Origin of the sequence: Cohnella abietis, assembly GCF_004295585.1 — a bacterium.
Taxonomy (GTDB): Bacteria; Bacillota; Bacilli; order Paenibacillales; family Paenibacillaceae; genus Cohnella; species Cohnella abietis.
In genome coordinates this window covers 6,054,917-6,075,736 of record NZ_AP019400.1, presented here as the reverse complement: position 1 = coordinate 6,075,736, position 20,820 = coordinate 6,054,917, and the positions used below count along the sequence as shown (strand labels likewise).

Sequence of the window (20,820 nt, the reverse complement as noted above, 5' to 3'; positions counted from 1 at the left end):
ACGATGAGCAGATATAAAGTTTTTCTCGCTGATGACCATCATATCGTTCGCGAAGGGATGCTCCTGCTGCTGCAATCGACCGCGTTCGAGGTGATCGGAGAGGCTTCGGACGGTGAAGAGGCGCTATTGAAAATCAGGGAGCTGAAGCCGGATATAGCGCTCCTTGATCTGAATATGCCCAAGCTGGACGGCATCGAGGTAACTCGGATGATCAAGGAACGGGATCCGAATATAAAGGTGATCATTCTGACGGTTTACCTTGAGGAGAAGTTTCTGCAGGAAGCCATCCAATGCGGAGCTGACGGCTACGTGACGAAGCTTATACGCAAGAACGAGTTGATTTCCGGAATGGAAAGCGTGGTTCGAGGAGAAAAATTCATCGATCACAAATTGTTGCAGCAATCGTATATCAACAGCCTGGATAAGAAAGACAACAATGACATGATGTTAACGGACAGGGAACTGGACGTTCTAAGGCTGCTTGCACGCGGAAAAACAAACCGGGAAATTTCCAGTGAACTGATCTTAGGTGCAGATACGATCAAAGAGTATGTAGCCAATATTATGCGCAAGCTCGATTGCAAGAATAGGACGGAAGCAGTAGCCAAGGCGATTCGAAACCAATTTATTGTCTGACACCCCCCATTTGGGGGGTAAATACCTCCATTTCGGGGGTGTTTTCTTTTAAACGAAAATAGTATTATTTATCTCAATGAAATAACCACGGAATATATCCGAGTTAGCAGGTGTGTTAAATGTACTATTGTTATAAAGGAAGTCTCTGTCATGGTGGAGAATGAAAATCAGGTGTCAAGCCGACTCTCGCAAGCTATTGAGACGTTGCAACGATACTGTCGGCAGCCGGGCATTAGCGCCCAGGGAGTAGGAATCTCTGAGACGATTGACCTTATCAAGGAAATGGTAGCAGATGCAGGTGGGCAGGTTAAGGTGCTTGACGATCTGGGTGGCAATCCGGTCATCTATGCTGAATTTGAACCGGGTCCGCAAGGCAATCCAGACAAAACGCTGCTATTCTACAATCATTATGACGTCCAGCCCCCGGAGCCTTTGGAAGAATGGATCTATCCGCCATTCGGAGCGGAGATTCATGATGGCAAAATATTCGCTCGGGGAGTGTCAGACAACAAGGCGGATCTCATTGTTCGTCTGCAAGCGATCTCCGTTCTGCAGCAAAAAGGTCTGCCTATCCGCATCAAGTTTCTGATTGAAGGAGAAGAGGAGATCGGCTCGCCGACGCTTCCCCGATATCTTGACAAGTACGCTACGTTGTTCCGAGCGGATGCCTGTGTGTGGGAATGGGCGCAGAAGAACGCCGAAGAGAAGCTGGAGATGGTGGCGGGAGCCAAAGGCTTGTGTTATCTCGAGCTTACGAGCGAGACAGCCGACATCGATATTCATTCGGCTTACGCACCTGTAACGGACAATGCCGCTTGGCGCTTAGTCCAAGCCCTTGCGTCGCTGAAGTCTGCCGATCACCGAATCCTCGTGGAGGGCTTCTATGACGATGTGGAGAAACCGTCCGAATCGTTGAAGGACATCGCGCGGAGCTATCCTTATGATACTGCGGCTGCTTCCAGTCTTTATGGTATGAAGACGACGTCGCCGGTTGAAACAGAGGATGCCAGAGCAGCTCTTCTTTTCGAGCCGACGATGACCATCTGCGGGATTGAATCCGGTTATACCGCTGCTGGAGTGAAGACGGTCATCCCGAGAAGGGCAAAGGCCAAGCTCGATTGTCGTCTTGTTCCACGTCAGAACCCTGAGGATATCGCTCGGAAGATTCGACTCCATTTGGACGCACACGGGTTTGCGGATATCAGTGTAGAGATGTTGAGCTCGAGTCATCCCTTCCGGTCAGATATGGATCATCCTTTCCTCGGCGTTGTGAAGGAAACAGCTGCAGCCGTATACGGCGAGGGTAAATATGCGCTATTGCCTAATTACCCGGGAACTGGGCCGATGCACTTGTTTGCGCAGTATTTAGGTAAGGATATGCCGATAGTCGCCATTGGAACCGGTTGGTGGGATGACCGCATTCATGCTCCGAATGAATCAATTCGCATTCGTGATTTCGAAGAAGCACTCCAATATATGGTTCGCTTCATCGGCGAGTTTTGAATCCTTTCAGAACGAACAGAGGGTTGATCATGCATCTAGTATCGAAGCGAGGTTAGCAGATATGTTGGATCAAGACAAAGAAGTGTTAACTACAGGAGGACTCATTGACGCAGATGTTCACCCTTTCATGAGCTCTCTGGAGGAATTGGTTCCCTATTCGGACAAGACGTTGCGTAAGAGACTTCGAATCGGAGAGTTCAAGAATAGCTCGTTCGGAGAGAATACCTTTACTAGCGATTCGTTCAAGCTACCTTTTCAAAGATACGACAATATCGGCCCCCTGCATGGATTACGCACGGACGCTGTGCCTCCAAGTGGGAGAATTCCGGGTGCCGACAAGGAGTTTCTGGTGAAGGATCTGCTGGACCGCTATGATACGAAATTCGCCGTACTGAACGCCGGTGGCGGCGTCATGGCTGCCTATCACGACGTGGACTTGGCGGTAGAATTTAATCGAACATACAATGACTACCTTTACGAGGAATGGGTTAAATACGATTCCCGATTCGGAATGACGATGATGGCAACTCCTCTTGATCCGCAAGCTACCGTTCGGGAAATAGAACGAATCGGGAAGAAACCGGGTGTAGTGGGCATTAATTTGCAAAATATCAACATTCCGCTCGGCAAGCGCCATTTCTATCCGATCTACGAGATCGCGGAGGCTTACGGACTGCCGATTATCTTGCACCCGGATGCGGAAACTTCGGGCGAGTACGCTCCTGCGCAAGCTGTTGGACCGGCCTCCACGTATATGGAGTGGCATACAACGCTTGGACTCGTCGCACAAAGGCAAATCATCAGCCTCGTATGCGAAGGTGTGTTCGAAAGATTCCCGAAGCTGAAGGTTGCTTTTATCGAATATGGCTTCTCATGGCTACCTTCGCTGTTATGGCGGATCGATAAGAACTGGAAAGCTTTGCGTGAGGAAGTGCCTTGGCTGAAGCGTCTTCCAAGCGAGTATATTTTGCAAAATATCAGAATTGGTACGCAGCCCTCTGAGGAACCGTTCCATCCTGGTGACTTGAACGAAATCATTAAGATGAGCAAGGCAGAGGATATACTGATTTATTGCAGTGATTATCCACACTGGGATGGAGATCCCGTGGACCAGGTATTCCGCAGCTTCTCCCCCGAGTTGAAGGAGAAAATATTTTCCACAAACGGAAAAAAGCTTTTCGGTCTGTAAGGGAAGCCCGATATGGGGATGAGGTGAAGAAGGATGAGTGAACAATGGAATCGGCATGAGGTTTGCGCCGAGGGGGAACTGCTTCCCGGGATGCGTAAGGTCATAACGATCCGAAAGCAGGAGGTTGTCGTTCTGAACGTGGACGGCCAACTGTACGCAATCCAGAATCGGTGTCCCCATATGGGAGTGCCGCTTGAATACGGCGCGGTATGCGGAACAATGGTTCCTAGCGAACCGGGCTCTCATGTCTACGGTTGTCATAATATGATTATCAAATGCCCCCTGCATGGCTGGGAATATTCGTTGGAGAGCGGGCAAAATATTTTCGCCTTGGAGAAGGTTAAAATTCGAACTTACAAGGTTAACGTAGACGATAACACCGTTTATGTATTGACCCCCATAAGATAAAAGAGGAGACTGGAGATAGAGATGAAAAAACAACGGATTTTACAAACATTTATTGGACTTATCGCATTGGCGATTATTATAAGCGGCTGCAGTGGAGCGAATAAAAATGCAAGTGAAAGTAGCAATCCTAGCGAAAGTGTCAACCCTAGCTCCCCGGCAGCTTCTCAGGGCAGCAAAACTTTGATTTTTGGTCGTTCTTCAGATTCGGTGGGCTTGGATCTTTCAACTACGACAGATGGCGAGTCTTATCGCGTAGCGGTTAACATTCTGGAAACACTGGTCGTCTACGATCCAAACAACAAGAAAATCTCCCCTAAGCTTGCGGAGAGCTGGATCATTTCTGAAGACGGATTGACTTACACATTCAAGCTTCGCGAGGGTGTTAAGTTCCAGGATGGAACGGACTTCAATGCCGAGGCGGTCGCATTCAACTTCAAGCGTTGGATGGACAAGAGCAATCCATTGCATAACGAAGAAGGATTCCCCTACTACGAGAGCATCTTCGGCGGTTACTCGGGCGATGCCAACCATGTCATTGCAGGCGTATCAGTTGTAGATCCTTACTCGGTGGAATTTAAGCTGACTAAGCCGATCTCTTCGTTCCTTAGTAATCTAGCGATTCCGAACTTTGGCATTGCTTCGCCGGATGCGCTGAATAACACTTCCAGCAATTTCAATAAAAATCCTGTTGGTACAGGACCGTTCAAAGTGGTAGATTGGAAAGCAAACGACACGATCACACTGGAGAAAAATGCGAGCTACTGGCAGCAAGGGCTTCCAAAGCTTGATAAACTTGTTTTCAAAGTCGTTCCTGACCAAAATGCTCGTCTAACGGCGTTGCAGACTGGGGAAGTCGACATGATCGACGGCGTCAACCCGGAGGATGCGAATACGGTTCAACAGAACGGTGACCTTCAATTGTTCGAAACACCTTCATTAAATGTTGGCTATCTGGGCTTTGATACTGGTAAAGCGCCGTTCGACAACGTGAAGGTGCGTGAAGCTATCGCCGGTATTGTCGATAAACAAGCTTTGATTAACGCTTTCTGGGCAGGTAAGGCTACACCGGCAATCAACCCAATACCTCCAGTATTTATGGGCTACAACAGCGATATCACGGACAGAACGGTCGATTTGGACAAGTCGAAGCAATTGCTCGCCGAAGCAGGTTATCCGGACGGCTTCAAGACCACAATCTGGGCAACCTCCGTATCACGGATTTATATGCCGAACGGAGAGAAAGTAGCGCAGGCGTTACAAGAGCAATTGAAAAAAATCAATATCGACGCTAAGATTCAAACATTGGAGTGGGCAAGTTACATTGAGAAGCTAAGCTCTCACAAAGACACCGATATGTTCCTATCGGGCTGGATCAGTGATACAGCCGATCCGGACAACTTCTTGTTCCCTTTATTCAACAAAGACAGTACTTATAATTTCACCAGCTACAAGAACGATGAAGTGAACAATTTGTTGCAACAGGGACAGGTCGAGACTGATAGCACCAAGAGAGAGCAACAATACAAGAAAATTCAGGAGCTGCTGTTCCAAGACGCACCACTCGTGCCGATTGCACATGCGAACTATTTCGTTGCAGCTGCCAAAAAGGTTTCCGGTTTCGTTATCTCTCCTACCGGTGCCAATGAGAGTTTTGCCAACGTAGACTTACAATAGCAGAATGATAGATAAAAGCTAACATCCAAAGGAGCCTCCAATTCGCTGCCATGCAGACTTGGAGGCTACCTCTTTATTTTTTTATAAAATTTTCAAAGAAAGGGAAGATCCCATGAATCCTCCTGTTCTTGAAGTTAAACGTTTGAGAATTGCTTTCGGCTCCAAACACGGCTTCCTATCGGCTATCGAAGATTTGGATTTGACGATACATGAAGGGGAGCGGGTAGGGATTGTTGGCGAATCTGGTTCTGGCAAAAGTATAACCTCGCTTGCGGTGATGGGGCTTTTGCAAGGACCTCCAGGTAAAATCGCCGTAGAAGGGGAAATCCACTTCAAAGGAGAGGAATTGACGAAGACCGCCTCCAAACGAATGAGACAACTCCGTGGAAATGAGCTGGCGATGATATTCCAGGAGCCGATGACGTCCCTTAATCCGGTATTTACGATTGGCGACCAAATTGGAGAAGCGATTCGCATCCATACCCGTGTGGGGAAGAAAGAGGCAAAGAGACTTGCGGTGGAAGCTTTAAAAAGGGTAGGCATTCCCCGTGCGGAGGAGGCGGCTCGCGAGTACCCGCATCAGCTATCTGGAGGCATGCGCCAGAGGGTCATGATCGCCATTGCCACGGTTTGCAATCCAAGTCTGCTCATTGCCGATGAACCGACAACGGCGCTGGATGTCACAATTCAAGCACAAATCCTGGATCTACTTCGCTCCCTTAATGAAGAGTCAGGTACTGCGATCATGCTCATTACCCACGATCTCGGAGTCGTTGCGGAGTTCTGCAATAGAGTTCTCGTTATGTACGCTGGCCATGTGGTGGAGGAGGGGGATGTTCGTACGATTCTGAAGCATCCCAAGCATCCTTATACAACAGCTTTACTAGAGTCTGCTCCAGGTCGTGATGATCGGGACACGCTTGCATCCATTCCTGGAAGCATGCCTGCTCTCGGAACGGTGACGCAAGGCTGCCGATTTGCTTCCCGTTGCTCCTATACGATGAATCTGTGTAGGGAGCAGAATCCACCGCTGTTCCAAGTAGCTGATGGCCATTTGTCGCGCTGCTGGCTAAATCAGAAGAATGGGGAGGAGGAATGAATTTGGGCGAGTGGCTTGAAGTTAAAAGTCTAAAATCCTATTACCCTATCAAAAAGGGACTGCTCGGAAGAACGGTCGGGATGGTCAAAGCCGTGGACGGAGTTTCTTTTACCATTAGGCAAGGGGAGACGTTCAGTCTTGTCGGCGAGAGCGGATGTGGCAAATCCACGACAGGTCGATCTATTTTGCGGCTGACCGAGCCTTCTGAAGGATCTGTTTATTTCCAGGGTCAGGACATTCTGAAGCTTGGCAAGGAAGAGCTACGTAAGCTGCGACGAGATATGCAGATGGTTTTTCAAGATCCTCTTTCCTCACTCAATCCCCGCCATACGGTGGGAAAAATATTAGAAGAGCCGCTGATCGTTCATGGCTTGGGCAATTCTAGCGAGCGAAAGCGCAGCGTGCGAGAGATGCTTGAAATCGTCGGCTTACCCGCTGAAGCAGCGTGGCGTTATCCGCATCAATTCAGTGGAGGACAACGCCAACGGATTGGCATCGCTCGGGCGCTAATCGTAAGACCGAAGCTAATTGTAGCAGATGAGCCGGTATCAGCGCTCGATGTATCGATTCAATCGCAAGTCATCAACCTGATGAAGGATTTGCAGCGGGATTTTGGATTGACCTATTTGTTCATCTCCCATGACCTTGGGGTTGTTCGACATATAAGCGACAGAGTTGGTGTGATGTACTTGGGGCGGCTTGTGGAAGTGGCGGATAAGAAGGATCTGTTCAACCGACCTCTGCATCCCTATACCCAAGCTTTGTTATCAGCCGTTCCAAATTCCGATCCAGACGCCAAGCGAGAGAGAGTTTTGCTTGGTGGCGACATGCCTAGCGCCGCACATGCTCCTTCCGGCTGTGCTTTTCACACCCGTTGTCCTTATGCAATGGAGCTTTGCTCGAATGTTAGTCCTCCATTAATAGAGAGAGAATGCGGACACGTGGTCGCCTGCCATCTAGATCCAGCCGAAAGCGAGGGGACTCCGTCTTGCTAGCCTACTCCTTGCGTCGTATTGCCATGCTCGTTCCTGTTCTTTTTGGCATGACCATAATCGTCTTTATGATCATTCATGCCATCCCCGGCGATCCGGCTGTCATTATCCTTGGCCAAAAAGCCAATCCAGAAGCGGTTGCTGCGCTCCATGCCAGCCTGGGGCTGGACAAGCCCTGGTACGTTCAGTACTTCAGCTATTTAAAGCAGCTCGCAACCGGCGATTTGGGCACATCTATACAGACCAAGACGGCGATTTCAAGCGAAATAAGGCCGTATCTGACGGCTACCTTCGAGCTGACTGGATTCAGTATGCTCTTCGCAGTCTTTATTGGAGTTAATGCAGGTATCATATCTGCTTGGCGCCAAAATTCATGGTTCGATTATACCGCCATGTTAATCGCCCTAATCGGTGTATCAATGCCCGTGTTCTGGCTGGGACTGATGGAACAATGGATTTTCGCCCAAAAGCTCCATTGGCTTCCGTCGATTGGCAGAGTTAACGTACGCGATCCGGTGGATGCCATTACGGGCTTTTATATGCTGGATACACTGATTGCTCAACGATATGATCAGTTTGTAGATGTGTTAAAGCATCTTGTGTTGCCGGGTATCGCGATGGGAACCATTCCCATGGCCATGATCGCTCGGATTACCAGATCTGGGATGCTGGAGGCCATGACCTCCGACTATATTCGAACGGCACGCTCCAAAGGAGTTAGCGAATTTTTCGTGGTATATAAGCATGCGTTGAAAAATGCGTTCATTCCAGTGCTCACCGTGATTGGGCTACAGACGGGGATGCTTCTGGGTGGGGCTGTACTCACGGAAACTATTTTCGGCTGGCCGGGCATTGGGCGTTATATTTACTCGGCAATTTCTAACCGTGATTATCCTGTCATTCAGTCTGGGATTCTAATTATAGCCGTCATCTTTGTGTTCATTAATCTCATAGTGGATCTTCTGTACGCATATTTCGATCCGCGGATCAAGAACAAATAAGGAGAATATAGGCCGATTATGGGAAATCTAAAGAGTGCCAACCAAGTTCAAGTGTTGAAGGAGGGTCCGGACCTGCCGCTACTAACGATGTGGCGGGTGCTGAGAGCCCATAAGCTAGCTATGGCTGGATTGACCGTGCTTGTCATTTTTGTCGTTGCTGCGATTTTCGCGCCTCTGATTACTCCGTACGCCTTCGATCAAGGGGATCTTCTCAATACGAATCAGCCACCCTCTTATAAGCACTGGTTCGGAACGGATTATGGCGGAAGGGACATCTACACGCGTATCGTCTATGGAGCACGTCTCTCGCTCTGGGTTGGACTTTCGTCCGTGCTTGTCTCCGTTGTGGTCGGCTCAATTCTGGGCCTGCTAGCCGGATATTATGGCAGATGGATCGACATGCTCGTCTCCCGTCTGTTTGATATTATGCTGGCTTTTCCAAGCATCCTGCTGGCGATCGCCATTGTGGCCATGCTGGGGCCGTCCTTGCAAAACGCGCTGCTGTCTATCGCTATCATTAATGTGCCAACGTTCGGTCGTCTGATTCGCTCCAAGGTCGTTAGTCTTAAGGAAGAAGATTTCGTACTGGCGGCCAGATCAATCGGGATGAAGGACAGGCGGATTTTGTTCCTGCATATTCTGCCTAACTGTTGGACTCCGATCATAGTTAACGGTACGATGTCTATCGGTACGGCTATACTAGAAGCTGCCGCGCTAGGATTTCTCGGTATGGGTGCCCAGCCACCGGAGCCAGAGTGGGGCAAGATGCTAGCAGATTCCAAGGATTATCTACTTAAGGCTCCTTGGACAGTGCTAGCTCCAGGCTTGTCCATCATGCTCACAGTTATCGGATTCAATCTGTTAGGCGATGGCCTAAGAGACGTGAGTGATCCAAGAAATAAAGGTTGAAGCTTTCAAACAGTAAAGCGATCGCTCCTCAATGGAACGATTGCTTTTTTCGTCACATCTGTGGGATCAGATTCGTACTCTGTACCTTATTGCGGCTGAATGTGTGGATTGGTGGCTCATAGTGAACGTTCCGTACCTTATTTCGGAAGAAAGCCTGGATTGGTGGATCATAGTGAACGCTCCGTACCTTATTCCGGAAGAAAGCCTGGATTGGTGGCTCATAGTGAACGCTCCGTACCTTATTTCGGAAGAAAGCCTAGATTGGTGGCTCATAGTGAACGCTCCGTACCTTATTTCGGAAGAAAGAGTGGATTGGTGGCTCATAGTGAACGCTCCGTACCTTATTCCGGAAGAAAGCGTGGATGGGCGGCTCATAGTGAACGCTCCGTACCTTATTTCGGCTAAAAGTCTGGATTGGCGCCCCATAGTGAAACGCTCGGAGGCTGTCGATTAACTGAGCACTCATTTTGAAGTTGAGCCCTTATTTTCATCACTATAAGTTTGTCTGAAAAAATTCAGGTAATTAAGCACTACACTACATTATATCAATTTTTATATTGCCAAAAAATGGATTTAAATGTATGTTGTTCTTTGTAGGCATGAACATTATGAATAATCAAGAAGTTTCAAAGTTTTGAATTATTTTTTTACAAAAAATGTTTGATATGATAAATAAAAAAACCGTTTATAAACAGGCTTTGGCTCAATCAAGAGGTATTTGTTAAGAAAACACCTCTTGAATTCAAGTTGATGGCTTTGCGAAAGGAAGAGGTAGTTTGAAAAAAATAATAGGTTTGCTTGGCTTGGCTTGTATATTGATTCTATGTAGTTGTGATGACAATTCCGAAAACGAAAAAATACGCGATTCTAAACAAACAATTACCGCAAGCACTTCGATTTCAAATGAAAAAATTTCAATTTATGACATTAACAATGCAAAAATCGGACAAATTGAACGTTATGGAATCTTAGTGCTAACCGATGACAGCATTATTTACAATAAGATTCCGAATGGGTCTGTTGACTCAATAACCGATATGGATTACTATCGTTACATTTTAAAAACAAAAGAAAATATAAAATTGGGTACAGTTAAAGATTTTTCATACGAAGCAAAGTATGAAACAACAGTCATTGGTAACTCTTTATACATGTTTATCACAACTGGTGAATTTGCGGAAATTAAAAACAGAACGCTCCATCTTTATAAAGTGGACTTAATCAGTAACACGATGTCCGTTATTTTTTCTCAAAAAGGTGGATTTCCCTTCAGCACCATGACAGCTGTGGGAAATAAACTGTTAATGGATAGATTAATTGCTACCGGCGGTTCTGAGTTAGAAGAATTTAACACAGAAACGAACGAGAGAAAGATTCTAAAGAAATTTGATTTTGATGACAAAGCAAATATAGGAGAAGCTATCCGACAGATAACATCTGACGAAAATACAATTTCATTATTACGGTTGAAAATGGAATCAGGTGGTAAATCAAGGTTGTACCTGGATGTATACGACCATGATATGAATTTCCTGCGTTCTGTTGATGTGTCAACGATTCCATCTCATTCTACCGACTCGCCCGAAAATGAATTACGTCAAGGAGTATCAAATTTTCTCGTTGCAAATGATTATATCTACTATGCGAATTTTAGCATTACAAGGTTTTTAGGGAAAATTGAAAATGGCTCCCTACGCTCTATTATGGATGTTAATCCAGAATTTGAAATGTCTTCAGAAGCTGTAAAAAGCAAATTTTCGGGTTTATTTTATCAATCGTTCGACAAAAACAATGACTTATATCTACTAAACTACAAAGACGGCACGCTGAGAAAAACAACGTTTAATGTTGATGACGAAAGGTACAATATCATCAACATTTCGAGAAATACGAATGACAATCTCTTAATTACAATGAGATATAAGAACCCCGACACAGGAGAGGGACTTGTGCCAAGATTATACTATGTTAATTTGTCAGATTTGGAATTTTCATAGGATCACTCCCTAAAATCAAGGATTTGAGGAACTCGGCTTGTCGTATACCAAGAGCATGAGTAATTATATTCTCGTTGAACTTGGCTAGGAGATGCAGAACTTGCAAAGAAACCGTTCCTTTCGTAAATGGTAGGTCGTACTCCCATTTTACGAAGAAACGGTTTCTTTTTTTGACAATACGGACAAAGGGACGTTACTCTGTCATGATGACTTTTGGGACAGTACCAAATTTGTATATAAGTTTAGTCCATGTTTATCTACACTCTATTTCACTAACGTAATACCGAAGGAAGAACCGGCATTTCCAGCAAATACGATATATCCATTCGCAGGCAGTACGACTTCATTCTTACCGCTAATGACTGTATTATTCACTAGTGCTCCCGTTTCATCGTATACCATAAAACCACCTTTAGCTGGCATCTTGACTATCATTTTCTTTCCAGCTGCTGATTCGGGAACGCTGAACCATCTGGCATAACCATCCGCTTGAATCGTAGTTATCGACGATTTGCCTTTATACAGTGGCTTCACTCCGTCCTCGCTCATATACACGGTTGCAGCCGCATTAAGGTACTCTACGCCCTCTTTAGCATAAAAAAGAATACTCAGTGTATCTCGGCCTGCTGTGCCAGGAATCTGATGCAGGCTCTCAGCCGTATTGGCACCTGTTATTTTTATATCATTGAAATAGCCTTCGCTTGTCTTTATTGTTGGCCTAATAATGCTCATATTGGCAACGGAACTGAATTTCTCGTTGACTGGATAGTAGGATTTCCCTTCTCTTTTGGCCCACGCATCTGCCGTTTCTTTATTCAGTACTACACCTTCCACTTTCTCCGCCTTGTATTCAGAAAACGCAAGCTGGCCTAATTCAGGCACCGAAATATACTGGCTCATCCACAAATAAGTCCGTCCGTTGCTTTCTTTTACAAAACTAACCTTTGTGTTTCCATCTTCATCGACAAAGGTTTCATCCTTTGTATATATAAATTTCTGATCTGGAGCAAACGTTCCTGACAATGAAAGTTCCCCGTCTTTTATAGCTACATTCCACTGATCGCCTTGAGTGCTGTAATAACCTGCGTACTTCACAAGATCTTTTGGCATGTCAGCCTTAACCGGCTTGCCAAATGATTTATCCGGCTTGATCTCTTTAATTGTGCCCTTCTCTTTCATCGCCTGAAGGAGCAATTCACTCGCTAGCAGCTGATTTATTGAGGAGCTACCGCCTGAGGTAATAACTGCTGCCGCCATGTTCTGCTCGGGAAGCACGACGAGGGAGGAATGATACATCTGTGTGTCTCCTCCTTTGACGAGGGCTTTTATACCATAATTATTGAACGGGAATAAGCGTACGCTGTCCCAACCAAGTCCGAAGTCCATCGAGTTATCAGCGTCTTTGGGCCATAATCCCTTCCTATACTCTTCTTGCTCCATAGCCTGTGCTGATTTAATAGAGAGTACGTCCGCTCTCTTCCCAGTAAAGATTTGCGAGAATCGGACCAAATCCTCCGCAGTAGAGTAGATTCCGCCTGTACCGATCGCATTAGTCGTCTCCGTTGGAAGCTGGCCCTCATATGCAGGAGAGTAAAGGCCGGCAAATTTGCTCGTCTCTACCATGTCTTGTGGCGTCATAGTATGGTTCATACCCAAAGGTACAGCAAAATTGTCATGAATGAATGCAGTAAATGTCTTATTACTGACTCTTTCTACAAGAATTTCTGCGAGCGTGAATCCATCATTACAATACACTGAAAAAGCTCCCGGTTCTGCCTTTAATTTCTGTGTAGACAAGTTCTTTAGCAGCGAATCGTGTACGTAAGTATCTGGATCATTGAATAAAAATGCACTGTTTAAACTCGAACCCTGAATACCGGATGAATGATTCAATAGCATGCGCGGAGTAATTTTTTTATAACGCTCATCTTCCATCTTAAAGTCCGTAATATATTGTACGACTGGGGTATCGAGATTGATTTTACCTTCATCCACTAATTTCATGACTGCTGACGCGGTAAACATTTTGCTCGTAGAGCCAATACCATAGATGGTTTCCTTCGTTAAAGGGATTTTTCCTTCTATGTCGTTAATTCCTGATTGTCCCGATACTGTAATCACTCCATTATCGATCAAGGCATACTGCACGCTGGGTATTCCATATTGTTCAGTTAGAAGCGCCGCTTTCTCAGAAGCAATCTTCTCTAGCGTCTTAGAAGAAACCGAAGCCGCGATGCTAGATGCCATTACGTTCGTAGGAATAAGTGGGGTAAGAACTAAGGCCGCTGCAAGCGTCAATGTGAATCCTTTTTTCATGTCATACACATCCTTATGTCTCTTATTTTGAATGATTACGAATTTCCATGATTCATTTCTAGCCCGTACTGATTCTCCTTTCTTACCGTCATTCTAGCAGTCCAGTCTTACGTGCTATTAAACTTAACCTTAATTCTATCTTACATATGTAGTAGACAGTTGAGCTCATGCTAAGGCCTGCTGCATAATAGAGTAGTATTGGTTAATTATGCATAGTATCCGCCCTTTGTTGGGTACTCGTAATGTTCAAGAAAGTACTTATAGATCTTACCAAACACTTTGTTCGCAGCTGCTTGTGACTGGTTCCTATTCTTTAATATTACTACTTTACAGATGGGGGCCTTCATTGAAATATCGCCATGTATCAACCCTGGTAGATCAACCTCAAATTCACCATTAAGTTCCTTTAGACATTCACCAAATCGATATACTGCAATAGTTCCTCTTACAGTTACTAACTCGAAGTTCAAGCAAATTGCCATAAAAATAACCTCACTTTGAAAATCAACTATTAACGCGGATTAACTTTCGTTCCCAGCACAATCGACAACTTAGTAAGCAATCCTTGATTTAAATAATATATGAGTTAATTGTCAGAAGAAAATAATGTGTTAGAGTAAAATAAAGTATTAGACTGACGGTGCTTAATTAAGCTAAAGGTCAGCAGAGCGTTGTGGCCAACTTTTAATCATTGGGCAGATTATGTAGTGATACAATGGGATTTGGTAAAGTAATTTTAGTTACGAGAGAGGAACCTTATGGGCTTAGATATTTTATTGTACGATAATAAAAACAGTCTTGTTTCGATACTTGAAATAAAAGCAGAATTACATGAAGCGATATTTGCATCCCATAAACGTTGGAAGAGCTTGAGAAAGCTCAGTGACAATTATAGTACCAATGCGGAGTTCAGCGGAGAAGGACTGGAAGGACTCGTAACTGACTTGAAAAACTATAAGTCCCTCATGATTGTCGAACATCAAAAAGCATTCCATATGTTGCTTGAAGCTTTATCTGATAATAAGGTCCAACGAGTTCAAATTAATGGCGATTAGTAATAAACTAAACGGGTACGATAGCTCAATAAAATTACAATAAAGTTTTGTTTCAATTGAATAAGCAAGTACATCCTGGGTCGTTCTGAAAAGTCATTTTCAGAATGACCATTTTTATTGGTGAGGTGTATTGAATGGAGACAATCGGGATTTCACAAGGAAGATTGGGTGAGATCGAGCAGGATAAAACGAAACCCGCTGCAGACACATTGATTCAACTTAGAAAGCAGTTTAATATCGATTTAAACTGGCTTTTACATATTAAGTAGCCATAGAAAGTTTTAATATCAGAGTTGCAAGACTGAGTAAACCAATATACTCCGGTCTCATCATTAAACTAACGGGCAGGATAGTCTAATCATTTTACGAATTCTTATAGTACGGGAAAGTTCAAGAATTGAGGTTGAAAGTGATGGCGTTAATAAGATGGCTACAAAATAAGTACGCAATATCTTGCCCTCACTGTGGAAATGAATTGAATTGGTTTGATTCAAGTGTAACGGAAGATTACTTGAAATGTATGCCCTGTGATATGTTCTTTATTAATGACGTAGCATTAATACCAACAGTTTCACCAAGAAATCGCATAGAGCATTTAAAAAAGATGTATGAAGGTTATCATGGTGTACCAACAAGTTACTTTTATAAGCCTAAATGGCTAAGAAAAATAGAAAACCTACTGAAGATTCACTAAAAGCCGTACAGCAATAAACAGTACGGACATTCAACTAACTGGGAACTATAGTGCTGGGGCTGCCGCAGACGGCCCCTGTTCGAAACGAAACAAACCTTCTTGTATGCGTCACTTTAACCATAACGGAGGAGTGCCTAAATGTCTTTTATTCGCATTGAAAGAGATCAGTATCATGTTGTTAAGGGATTATTATCTGGGGCGGAATCGGCATTTACGCCCTTTCCACTCTCAATTTTAGAAGAAACGATTGATGGAATCGTTTATGTAGATAACCAAGATCATCCTCAGTGTGCCGCTGTAATGTCCAGCGATTTTATCGGGGGACGTTTGATTGGTGATGCTGTTAATAAAGCGTTTAACGAAGGATTTATTGCTACGATGAAAGATCATTTTTTCGTAGATGGTTCTGCCAATGACTTTAGATTATTCTGGTCAACCGCCTCCGAATCATGGGATGAAATCATTTTTCGCGTATTCGGTTACAAGGTTTTTTGTATTAGTAGGACACAATTTGAATTTGACCGTCATGTTTTCGAAAGTCTAGGACTAGTCGAAAATGACGAAGGCATGTTTAGAATGGATGCAGCGATGCTTCAGTCGTATGAACCACTACGTAGAGAGATAGAAGGTCTTTGGGGAAGTATAGAAAAATATCTACAGCATGATGTTGGATGGGTCGCTTTCTCATCAGATGGACAAGGGATAGGACTGTGTCATGCTGCATTTATTGGGGGCGGATTGGCAGAGCTCTCCATCCATGTGAATAAATCAGCGCGAGGTCAGGGTTTTGGCTTTCAACTTGCGAGAAATTTCATTGGGGATTGTTTGAATCGAGGTGTAATACCGAATTGGACTTGCGATACTCAGAACGTGCCTTCATTTCGAATGGCACAAAAATTAGGATTCAAAGAGAATAAAAAATACAATTTGTTCTCTTCGATCTATACTCCAATTTTGCATGAACCGAGTAGGACATGACTCTTTATTAAACCTCAGGCTTTCCCCTTTCTTCAAAGCCATTCCCCTTCCGTGATGCCATCTAAAGCTTCAACTGCGGACGAGAAATGCTATACCAATAAATTCCGATTCTCATTACGCTAACGGGGAACGTTAGTTCAACTAACTATTAGATGGGGTTGAATTATGACAATTAGTAAAAATGGATCAAGGAAGATCAGTGTCGGACAAGAAACATTTAATTGGGTAATCACTCCTTTAGTGAAGGGTATTCTTGTTTTAAATGTGCAACACGATGAATATAAGGGACAATTAATTAGGGTTAATATAGAATCAGATATTAATGAATTTTGGATTGAATTTCCGAACGTTGAGTCATTGAATAATAAGATTGTGAAACCTGCAGAAGTTGCAACTATCATTACAAAGGCAATCAAGCAGGGTTGGAGCCCTAGGGGAAGAGGTTCACCATTAAGCTTTAAACTCTCTGGCGAAAATCTGATCCCATGTTGACCTAACGGGAAACGATAGCACAACAAAAAAAGGCTACCGATAATCGGTAGCTTTTGAGCTATACCAGCTAATAGCTTGTCAACATTACCAATGAAGCAGATTAAATCTATGTGGGTACAGATATCTAGACCGAAAATAGGATTCATACAAGTTCTCCTTGAAATAGATTTTCCGGCAACCCTATGAGTTCATCTTGTCGCTACTTAGCATCGCTTGTTATACTGACAAGTCCCACGGGCAGGTAAGCGAAACAATTACTCTCCAATTGCGTTAAATATTGGGAGTAGTAACTTGAGGGGAACATGGGAATTGATCATACAAGGAGGTAAAGATGGCCTATACACGTTTGATTGTTTTGGTGATGGTGTTTGAAGTGCTTATCACAGCTCTAGTCGGACTTGGCATTTATTATGGATTTTCCATATTTCCTTATTCTCAGTCCCTAGTAACTACAACTGGTGCTGCTGTGCAGACAGTCGGGTTCAATGCGACCATTCCATTATATATGCCGTCACTAACGGACCTAAAAATCCCATACACGTATCTTCAGGCCGGGGCGCAAGTATGGGGAATCACGGCATTCATTGTATCTGCGGCTGTAATGGGATTGCAAAGTTTTATCCGGGGCATGTACCTCGGCGGTCTGAAAGGATGGGTTCTGAACCGTAAGACAGTCCCTCTGATCACGTATGGGCGCAGGTATTTCGGCGATATGATAGCATGGTCTATCTTTCAAAACGTGATTGGCGCGTTGGTTGTTTACCTCGCTCTATCTTTTTTCCCGTTTGGGCTTATATTGATGATTGCTTTAATGTTCTACTCGCTTACACCATATTTGATTGTCCTCCAAAATATCACTTTTAGTGATGCATTGGCTAAGGCGCCACGCATGTTTCGGCGCTATTTCGGCACATTGCTGCCACTTGCGCTGCTAGCTATGCTTTGCACGCTAGTTGTCAGCCTATTCCGGTCACTGACATCTCCATGGGGATACGCGGTACCGTTGCTCGCTTACGCATGTATTGGAACCTTACTGATCGGTGAGCTTATGAGAAAGCTAGCAGTGAAACTAAAGCTGGACGGTGAACAGACTCCGGATCTGCCATTCGGGGAGAATCGCGCTAGTAGAATGGTAAACGCTATGATTGTGTTGCTCGTACCGGCACTAGTCTCGGTGGGTATTTTTGCAGCTTCTGGCAGGCACTTAAGTGCGTTTGAAATCGGTAGTAAAAATCGGATCGAGGGTTTCTCCTACAATACGAATTTCTCAGACGTATTCTATGCGTCAGAGCAGAAGTATACCGCTTACGAGTGGCAGACTAGAGATTACAGCATTGCCATAAGGCTTCCGGACTTGTCCGGCGAGCGGAAGCCTGACGAACTGCGAGGAATAGCCGACATTACGTGGCAGGTGAATGAGGAAATTCGCACTGTACAAGGGAATTCAACCTTCATTGACGTGAAGCCGATCATGCACAAGAGCCGGTTAATATATCGACTTGTCCGGGAGACAGCTAACAATGGCAGCTTCTACTACTCAAGTATGAGTGGCTCTGCTTCAATCATACCGGGAGGGGAGCGGCCGCGTGAGCCATTGTCCATTCAAATCATGATTAGTGGGGACGGCAGCCATATATTTATAATGCAATACCCAACGCGCTTTGATATCTCACAGGTATTCCGTGTTTCGGATGACGGGCGGTATTTGATCCCAGGAACAAGCCAAATGAATCCAATGGATTTTCACGCTTATTGGTTCACCACAGAACAGAGTACTGAGAATCTGTTTAAATTGCTTGCCGCCAAAAACAAAACGAATTACATTGCGACGATTAACCGATCTTACTTGGCGCTTGCTTGTGCCATGCAGGAAGGAGATGGGCGGATGGTCGTCAATCTACTGGAGACGATGCGGCAGGCCGGCTTAAACGTGAAAGCCCCCGATTGGGATGAACTGACGTGGACAGACAACTTGCATGGCCGGTATAAAGGTGCCACCTTGCAGAGAACCCTGGAGCTAATGACCAAGGCTGGCGTTCAAGGGGGTTATGAAGGCAGAGAACTACTGGACGAAAGCGATGAAAAGATCGGTGTTTACCGGTTCGAGGTACCGTTCCCGGACGGAATGCTTCCAATTACTTATAAGGAATCTAAGGAAGACGGCAAGCTACTGTCCGTAAGTGTAATGGACTAGATCGAATAGAATCTTTGGATACGTTATTGCCCTGTGGAATCAGTCGACTGGCATCGTGCCGTTATCGAAGGAACGGTGTTTGAAGAAAATAGTTCATATTCCATAACGTTAGGTCGGACTCTTTTAGAAGAATGGTTATTGAACGAACGATTTGTTGTAAAGTGATTCAACTAATGGGCACAAGAGCTCATTGTGCAACCAGAACGAGGCTACCGACGCAGTCGGCAGCCTGGTAATATAAGTTAAGGTATAAAATAATGGAATAAAGTCTTTTAAGAGGAAGCATGTAAATGATAGATGATTTCGTCAAAAAAAAGGTAATCCAGATTCTCAATGATATGATAAATGGAACGACAAATATCATTCTTGGATGCCTTGAACTAGACGCTTTATGGCATCAAGGTCATGAATTTATTGGAATAGATTTCGGTGAGCATTATACCAATTTGTCTCAAATTCCTTTACCTGCCCATTATCATTTGTGGAACAAAGATGCTTTAAGTGAAAGGCTACATGAACTAGAAGCATATAAGGGTAATGTGCTATACACAGCAAGATTATTGTTAGAAGAACTAAATCAAAGAAATGGTAATTAAAACGTTGGACATTAACGGGACACGTTTGTTCAACTATTTATTAGATGGTATAAAATATAATATATATACATTAAAAAAGAGTGTAATTGTAGGGGAGTATCTAGTTATGAGGAAGTTCTACTTATTTTTACTTGTTATGGTTATTTTGTTTTTATCGGCTTGTCAAAAATCTGAACAATTAAAGCCGATAAAAGAAGAAACAATTGATTTCGACATAAACACTGCAATTGAAATGGTTGAGAAGAAAGAAAAAATGATCATTGATTTAGCGTTGAGAGAAAAGGTGTCAAAACTGGAGTATAAGGAATTAGAGAAATCTTTTACCGAAGAGTTTGGAGTCCATGCTAAGGATATTCTATCTATATTATTTAACAATAATATGGATTCTAATCCCGAGTCAGATATGTATGTACAACAGAAAACATTATACCCAACTGTCTTTCATAAAGGAATAACGATAACAAATGCGGTCATCTATAAGAGTTACTTCGAGAATGAGTTTTTTAATCAAACTAGATTAAGCGTTAAGGAAGAATATGTTGGTGATGATGAGAAGTTAAAGGATTGGAAAAGAGAATACATTTTTACTCCAAACAAAAGTGGAGAGTGGGAATTAAATGGATTTTCTGGAGTGATGAACTTCTTAGGAGAAGATTATAATATGAATTATTTAGAGTTAAAGAGGTAAATAGTTAATCATTGAAGACCATCTCGTGTCGATATGGCAAAAGAATCTCATGGAGTGCAGGCCCATTTTGCTCAACTAACTGGTAGGATAGTTCAATCGTTTCTCGAATATTTTCTGAGTTGGATAATCTTATGAACTTTTTGAATATAGCATCATCTGAAAGATACGCCAAAACTTAAAAAGCACTCAAAGGACGGGAAGATTAAATGGTTGTACTTCTTACTATTGTACTTATTATTGGACTTGTTGGGATTATTGGTAATCAATATTCGGGAATTAAAAGGATGGAATCAATTCAAAGATCCTTAGATGACATTAATCAAAAAATAAGAGATATGAATAGCTTAAATAGATAGATAGAGGGACAGATAAGGGTGTTAACTTATGTTAAGATGAAAA

At 43.9% G+C, this 20,820-nt stretch carries 20 protein-coding genes; 18 read left to right on the top strand and 2 right to left on the bottom strand.

All coding sequences use genetic code 11. From position 1 onward, the window contains the following. The first annotated feature begins 3 nt into the window (after positions 1-3). From KCTCHS21_RS26550 to KCTCHS21_RS26500, 11 genes are all read left to right on the top strand, one after another. Positions 4-636: a response regulator transcription factor gene (locus KCTCHS21_RS26550; protein WP_130615094.1), complete on the top strand. Its 633-nt coding sequence runs from the start codon at positions 4-6 to the stop codon at positions 634-636. Between the two features lie 150 nt (positions 637-786). Then, positions 787-2,139, top strand: a complete 1,353-nt coding sequence (locus KCTCHS21_RS26545) for a M20/M25/M40 family metallo-hydrolase (protein WP_130615092.1) — start codon at positions 787-789, stop codon at positions 2,137-2,139. Further along, complete coding sequence (locus KCTCHS21_RS26540) at positions 2,069-3,328, top strand: amidohydrolase family protein (protein WP_162309389.1); 1,260 nt, start codon at positions 2,069-2,071, stop codon at positions 3,326-3,328. Before KCTCHS21_RS26545 ends, KCTCHS21_RS26540 begins: the two co-directional genes overlap by 71 nt. 33 nt (positions 3,329-3,361) lie before the next feature. Beyond that, a complete protein-coding gene (locus KCTCHS21_RS26535) occupies positions 3,362-3,736 on the top strand; it encodes a Rieske (2Fe-2S) protein (protein ID WP_130615088.1) in 375 nt (124 codons plus the stop codon). A 21-nt stretch (positions 3,737-3,757) separates the two neighbouring features. Next, positions 3,758-5,410: an ABC transporter substrate-binding protein gene (locus KCTCHS21_RS26530; protein ID WP_130615086.1), complete on the top strand. Its 1,653-nt coding sequence runs from the start codon at positions 3,758-3,760 to the stop codon at positions 5,408-5,410. A gap of 112 nt (positions 5,411-5,522) precedes the next feature. Beyond that, positions 5,523-6,509, top strand: a complete 987-nt coding sequence (locus tag KCTCHS21_RS26525; protein WP_130615084.1) for an ABC transporter ATP-binding protein — start codon at positions 5,523-5,525, stop codon at positions 6,507-6,509. Between the two features lie 2 nt (positions 6,510-6,511). Beyond that, positions 6,512-7,504, top strand: a complete 993-nt coding sequence (locus tag KCTCHS21_RS26520) for an ABC transporter ATP-binding protein (RefSeq protein WP_269472733.1) — start codon at positions 6,512-6,514, stop codon at positions 7,502-7,504. Next, positions 7,498-8,502, top strand: coding sequence for an ABC transporter permease (locus KCTCHS21_RS26515; RefSeq protein WP_179952643.1), 1,005 nt, complete (start codon positions 7,498-7,500; stop codon positions 8,500-8,502). The genes KCTCHS21_RS26520 and KCTCHS21_RS26515 overlap by 7 nt, the downstream gene beginning before the upstream one ends. An 18-nt stretch (positions 8,503-8,520) precedes the next feature. Further along, entirely contained in the window at positions 8,521-9,411 is an 891-nt protein-coding gene (locus KCTCHS21_RS26510) for an ABC transporter permease (protein ID WP_130615080.1), read from the top strand. Positions 9,412-9,442: 31 nt separating this feature from the next. Continuing rightward, positions 9,443-9,865, top strand: a complete 423-nt coding sequence (locus KCTCHS21_RS26505) for a hypothetical protein (RefSeq protein WP_130615078.1) — start codon at positions 9,443-9,445, stop codon at positions 9,863-9,865. Positions 9,866-10,187: 322 nt separating this feature from the next. After that, a complete protein-coding gene (locus KCTCHS21_RS26500; RefSeq protein WP_130615076.1) occupies positions 10,188-11,408 on the top strand; it encodes a hypothetical protein in 1,221 nt (406 codons plus the stop codon). 264 nt (positions 11,409-11,672) lie between these two features. On the opposite strand, the gene KCTCHS21_RS26495 is transcribed toward KCTCHS21_RS26500, so the two are convergent. Beyond that, positions 11,673-13,724: a serine hydrolase domain-containing protein gene (locus KCTCHS21_RS26495; protein WP_130615074.1), complete on the bottom strand. Its 2,052-nt coding sequence runs from the start codon at positions 13,722-13,724 to the stop codon at positions 11,673-11,675. A gap of 206 nt (positions 13,725-13,930) precedes the next feature. Beyond that, positions 13,931-14,194: a hypothetical protein gene (locus tag KCTCHS21_RS31290; protein ID WP_232057972.1), complete on the bottom strand. Its 264-nt coding sequence runs from the start codon at positions 14,192-14,194 to the stop codon at positions 13,931-13,933. 288 nt (positions 14,195-14,482) lie between these two features. On the opposite strand from KCTCHS21_RS31290, the gene KCTCHS21_RS26485 reads away from it, so the two are divergent. The 7 genes from KCTCHS21_RS26485 (at position 14,483) to KCTCHS21_RS26455 (ending at position 20,421) form a co-directional block, all read left to right on the top strand. Continuing rightward, positions 14,483-14,779 (top strand): hypothetical protein, encoded by a 297-nt coding sequence (locus KCTCHS21_RS26485; RefSeq protein WP_130615069.1) that lies wholly within the window; start codon positions 14,483-14,485, stop codon positions 14,777-14,779. Between the two features lie 134 nt (positions 14,780-14,913). Beyond that, positions 14,914-15,048, top strand: a complete 135-nt coding sequence (locus KCTCHS21_RS32140) for a helix-turn-helix domain-containing protein (RefSeq protein ID WP_130615067.1) — start codon at positions 14,914-14,916, stop codon at positions 15,046-15,048. 563 nt (positions 15,049-15,611) lie between these two features. Next, positions 15,612-16,451 (top strand): GNAT family N-acetyltransferase, encoded by an 840-nt coding sequence (locus tag KCTCHS21_RS26475; protein WP_130615065.1) that lies wholly within the window; start codon positions 15,612-15,614, stop codon positions 16,449-16,451. A 165-nt stretch (positions 16,452-16,616) separates the two neighbouring features. Then, complete coding sequence (locus KCTCHS21_RS26470) at positions 16,617-16,943, top strand: hypothetical protein (protein WP_130615063.1); 327 nt, start codon at positions 16,617-16,619, stop codon at positions 16,941-16,943. A 331-nt stretch (positions 16,944-17,274) separates the two neighbouring features. Next, positions 17,275-19,137 carry a hypothetical protein gene (locus tag KCTCHS21_RS26465; RefSeq protein WP_130615061.1) on the top strand — a complete coding sequence of 621 codons (1,863 nt, stop codon included), beginning with the start codon at positions 17,275-17,277 and terminating at the stop codon, positions 19,135-19,137. Between the two features lie 290 nt (positions 19,138-19,427). Next, a complete protein-coding gene (locus KCTCHS21_RS26460; RefSeq protein WP_130615059.1) occupies positions 19,428-19,733 on the top strand; it encodes a hypothetical protein in 306 nt (101 codons plus the stop codon). 106 nt (positions 19,734-19,839) lie between these two features. Then, complete coding sequence (locus KCTCHS21_RS26455) at positions 19,840-20,421, top strand: hypothetical protein (protein WP_130615057.1); 582 nt, start codon at positions 19,840-19,842, stop codon at positions 20,419-20,421. Positions 20,422-20,820 lie beyond the last annotated feature (399 nt).

Excerpts from the sequence above, each read along its gene's own strand:
- KCTCHS21_RS26455 (WP_130615057.1), top strand. The coding sequence starts at position 19,840 with ATGAGGAAGTTCTACTTATTTTTACTTGTTATGGTTATTTTGTTTTTA.
- KCTCHS21_RS26475 (WP_130615065.1), top strand. The coding sequence starts at position 15,612 with ATGTCTTTTATTCGCATTGAAAGAGATCAGTATCATGTTGTTAAGGGA.
- KCTCHS21_RS26545 (WP_130615092.1), top strand. The coding sequence starts at position 787 with ATGGTGGAGAATGAAAATCAGGTGTCAAGCCGACTCTCGCAAGCTATT.
- KCTCHS21_RS26550 (WP_130615094.1), top strand. The coding sequence starts at position 4 with ATGAGCAGATATAAAGTTTTTCTCGCTGATGACCATCATATCGTTCGC.
- KCTCHS21_RS26540 (WP_162309389.1), top strand. The coding sequence starts at position 2,069 with ATGAATCAATTCGCATTCGTGATTTCGAAGAAGCACTCCAATATATGG.
- KCTCHS21_RS26485 (WP_130615069.1), top strand. The coding sequence starts at position 14,483 with ATGGGCTTAGATATTTTATTGTACGATAATAAAAACAGTCTTGTTTCG.
- KCTCHS21_RS26505 (WP_130615078.1), top strand. The coding sequence starts at position 9,443 with ATGGAACGATTGCTTTTTTCGTCACATCTGTGGGATCAGATTCGTACT.
- KCTCHS21_RS26460 (WP_130615059.1), top strand. The coding sequence starts at position 19,428 with ATGATAGATGATTTCGTCAAAAAAAAGGTAATCCAGATTCTCAATGAT.
- KCTCHS21_RS26525 (WP_130615084.1), top strand. The coding sequence starts at position 5,523 with ATGAATCCTCCTGTTCTTGAAGTTAAACGTTTGAGAATTGCTTTCGGC.
- KCTCHS21_RS26535 (WP_130615088.1), top strand. The coding sequence starts at position 3,362 with ATGAGTGAACAATGGAATCGGCATGAGGTTTGCGCCGAGGGGGAACTG.
- KCTCHS21_RS26495 (WP_130615074.1), bottom strand. The coding sequence starts at position 13,724 with ATGAAAAAAGGATTCACATTGACGCTTGCAGCGGCCTTAGTTCTTACC.
- KCTCHS21_RS26465 (WP_130615061.1), top strand. The coding sequence starts at position 17,275 with ATGGCCTATACACGTTTGATTGTTTTGGTGATGGTGTTTGAAGTGCTT.
- KCTCHS21_RS26470 (WP_130615063.1), top strand. The coding sequence starts at position 16,617 with ATGACAATTAGTAAAAATGGATCAAGGAAGATCAGTGTCGGACAAGAA.
- KCTCHS21_RS32140 (WP_130615067.1), top strand. The coding sequence starts at position 14,914 with ATGGAGACAATCGGGATTTCACAAGGAAGATTGGGTGAGATCGAGCAG.
- KCTCHS21_RS26510 (WP_130615080.1), top strand. The coding sequence starts at position 8,521 with ATGGGAAATCTAAAGAGTGCCAACCAAGTTCAAGTGTTGAAGGAGGGT.
- KCTCHS21_RS26530 (WP_130615086.1), top strand. The coding sequence starts at position 3,758 with ATGAAAAAACAACGGATTTTACAAACATTTATTGGACTTATCGCATTG.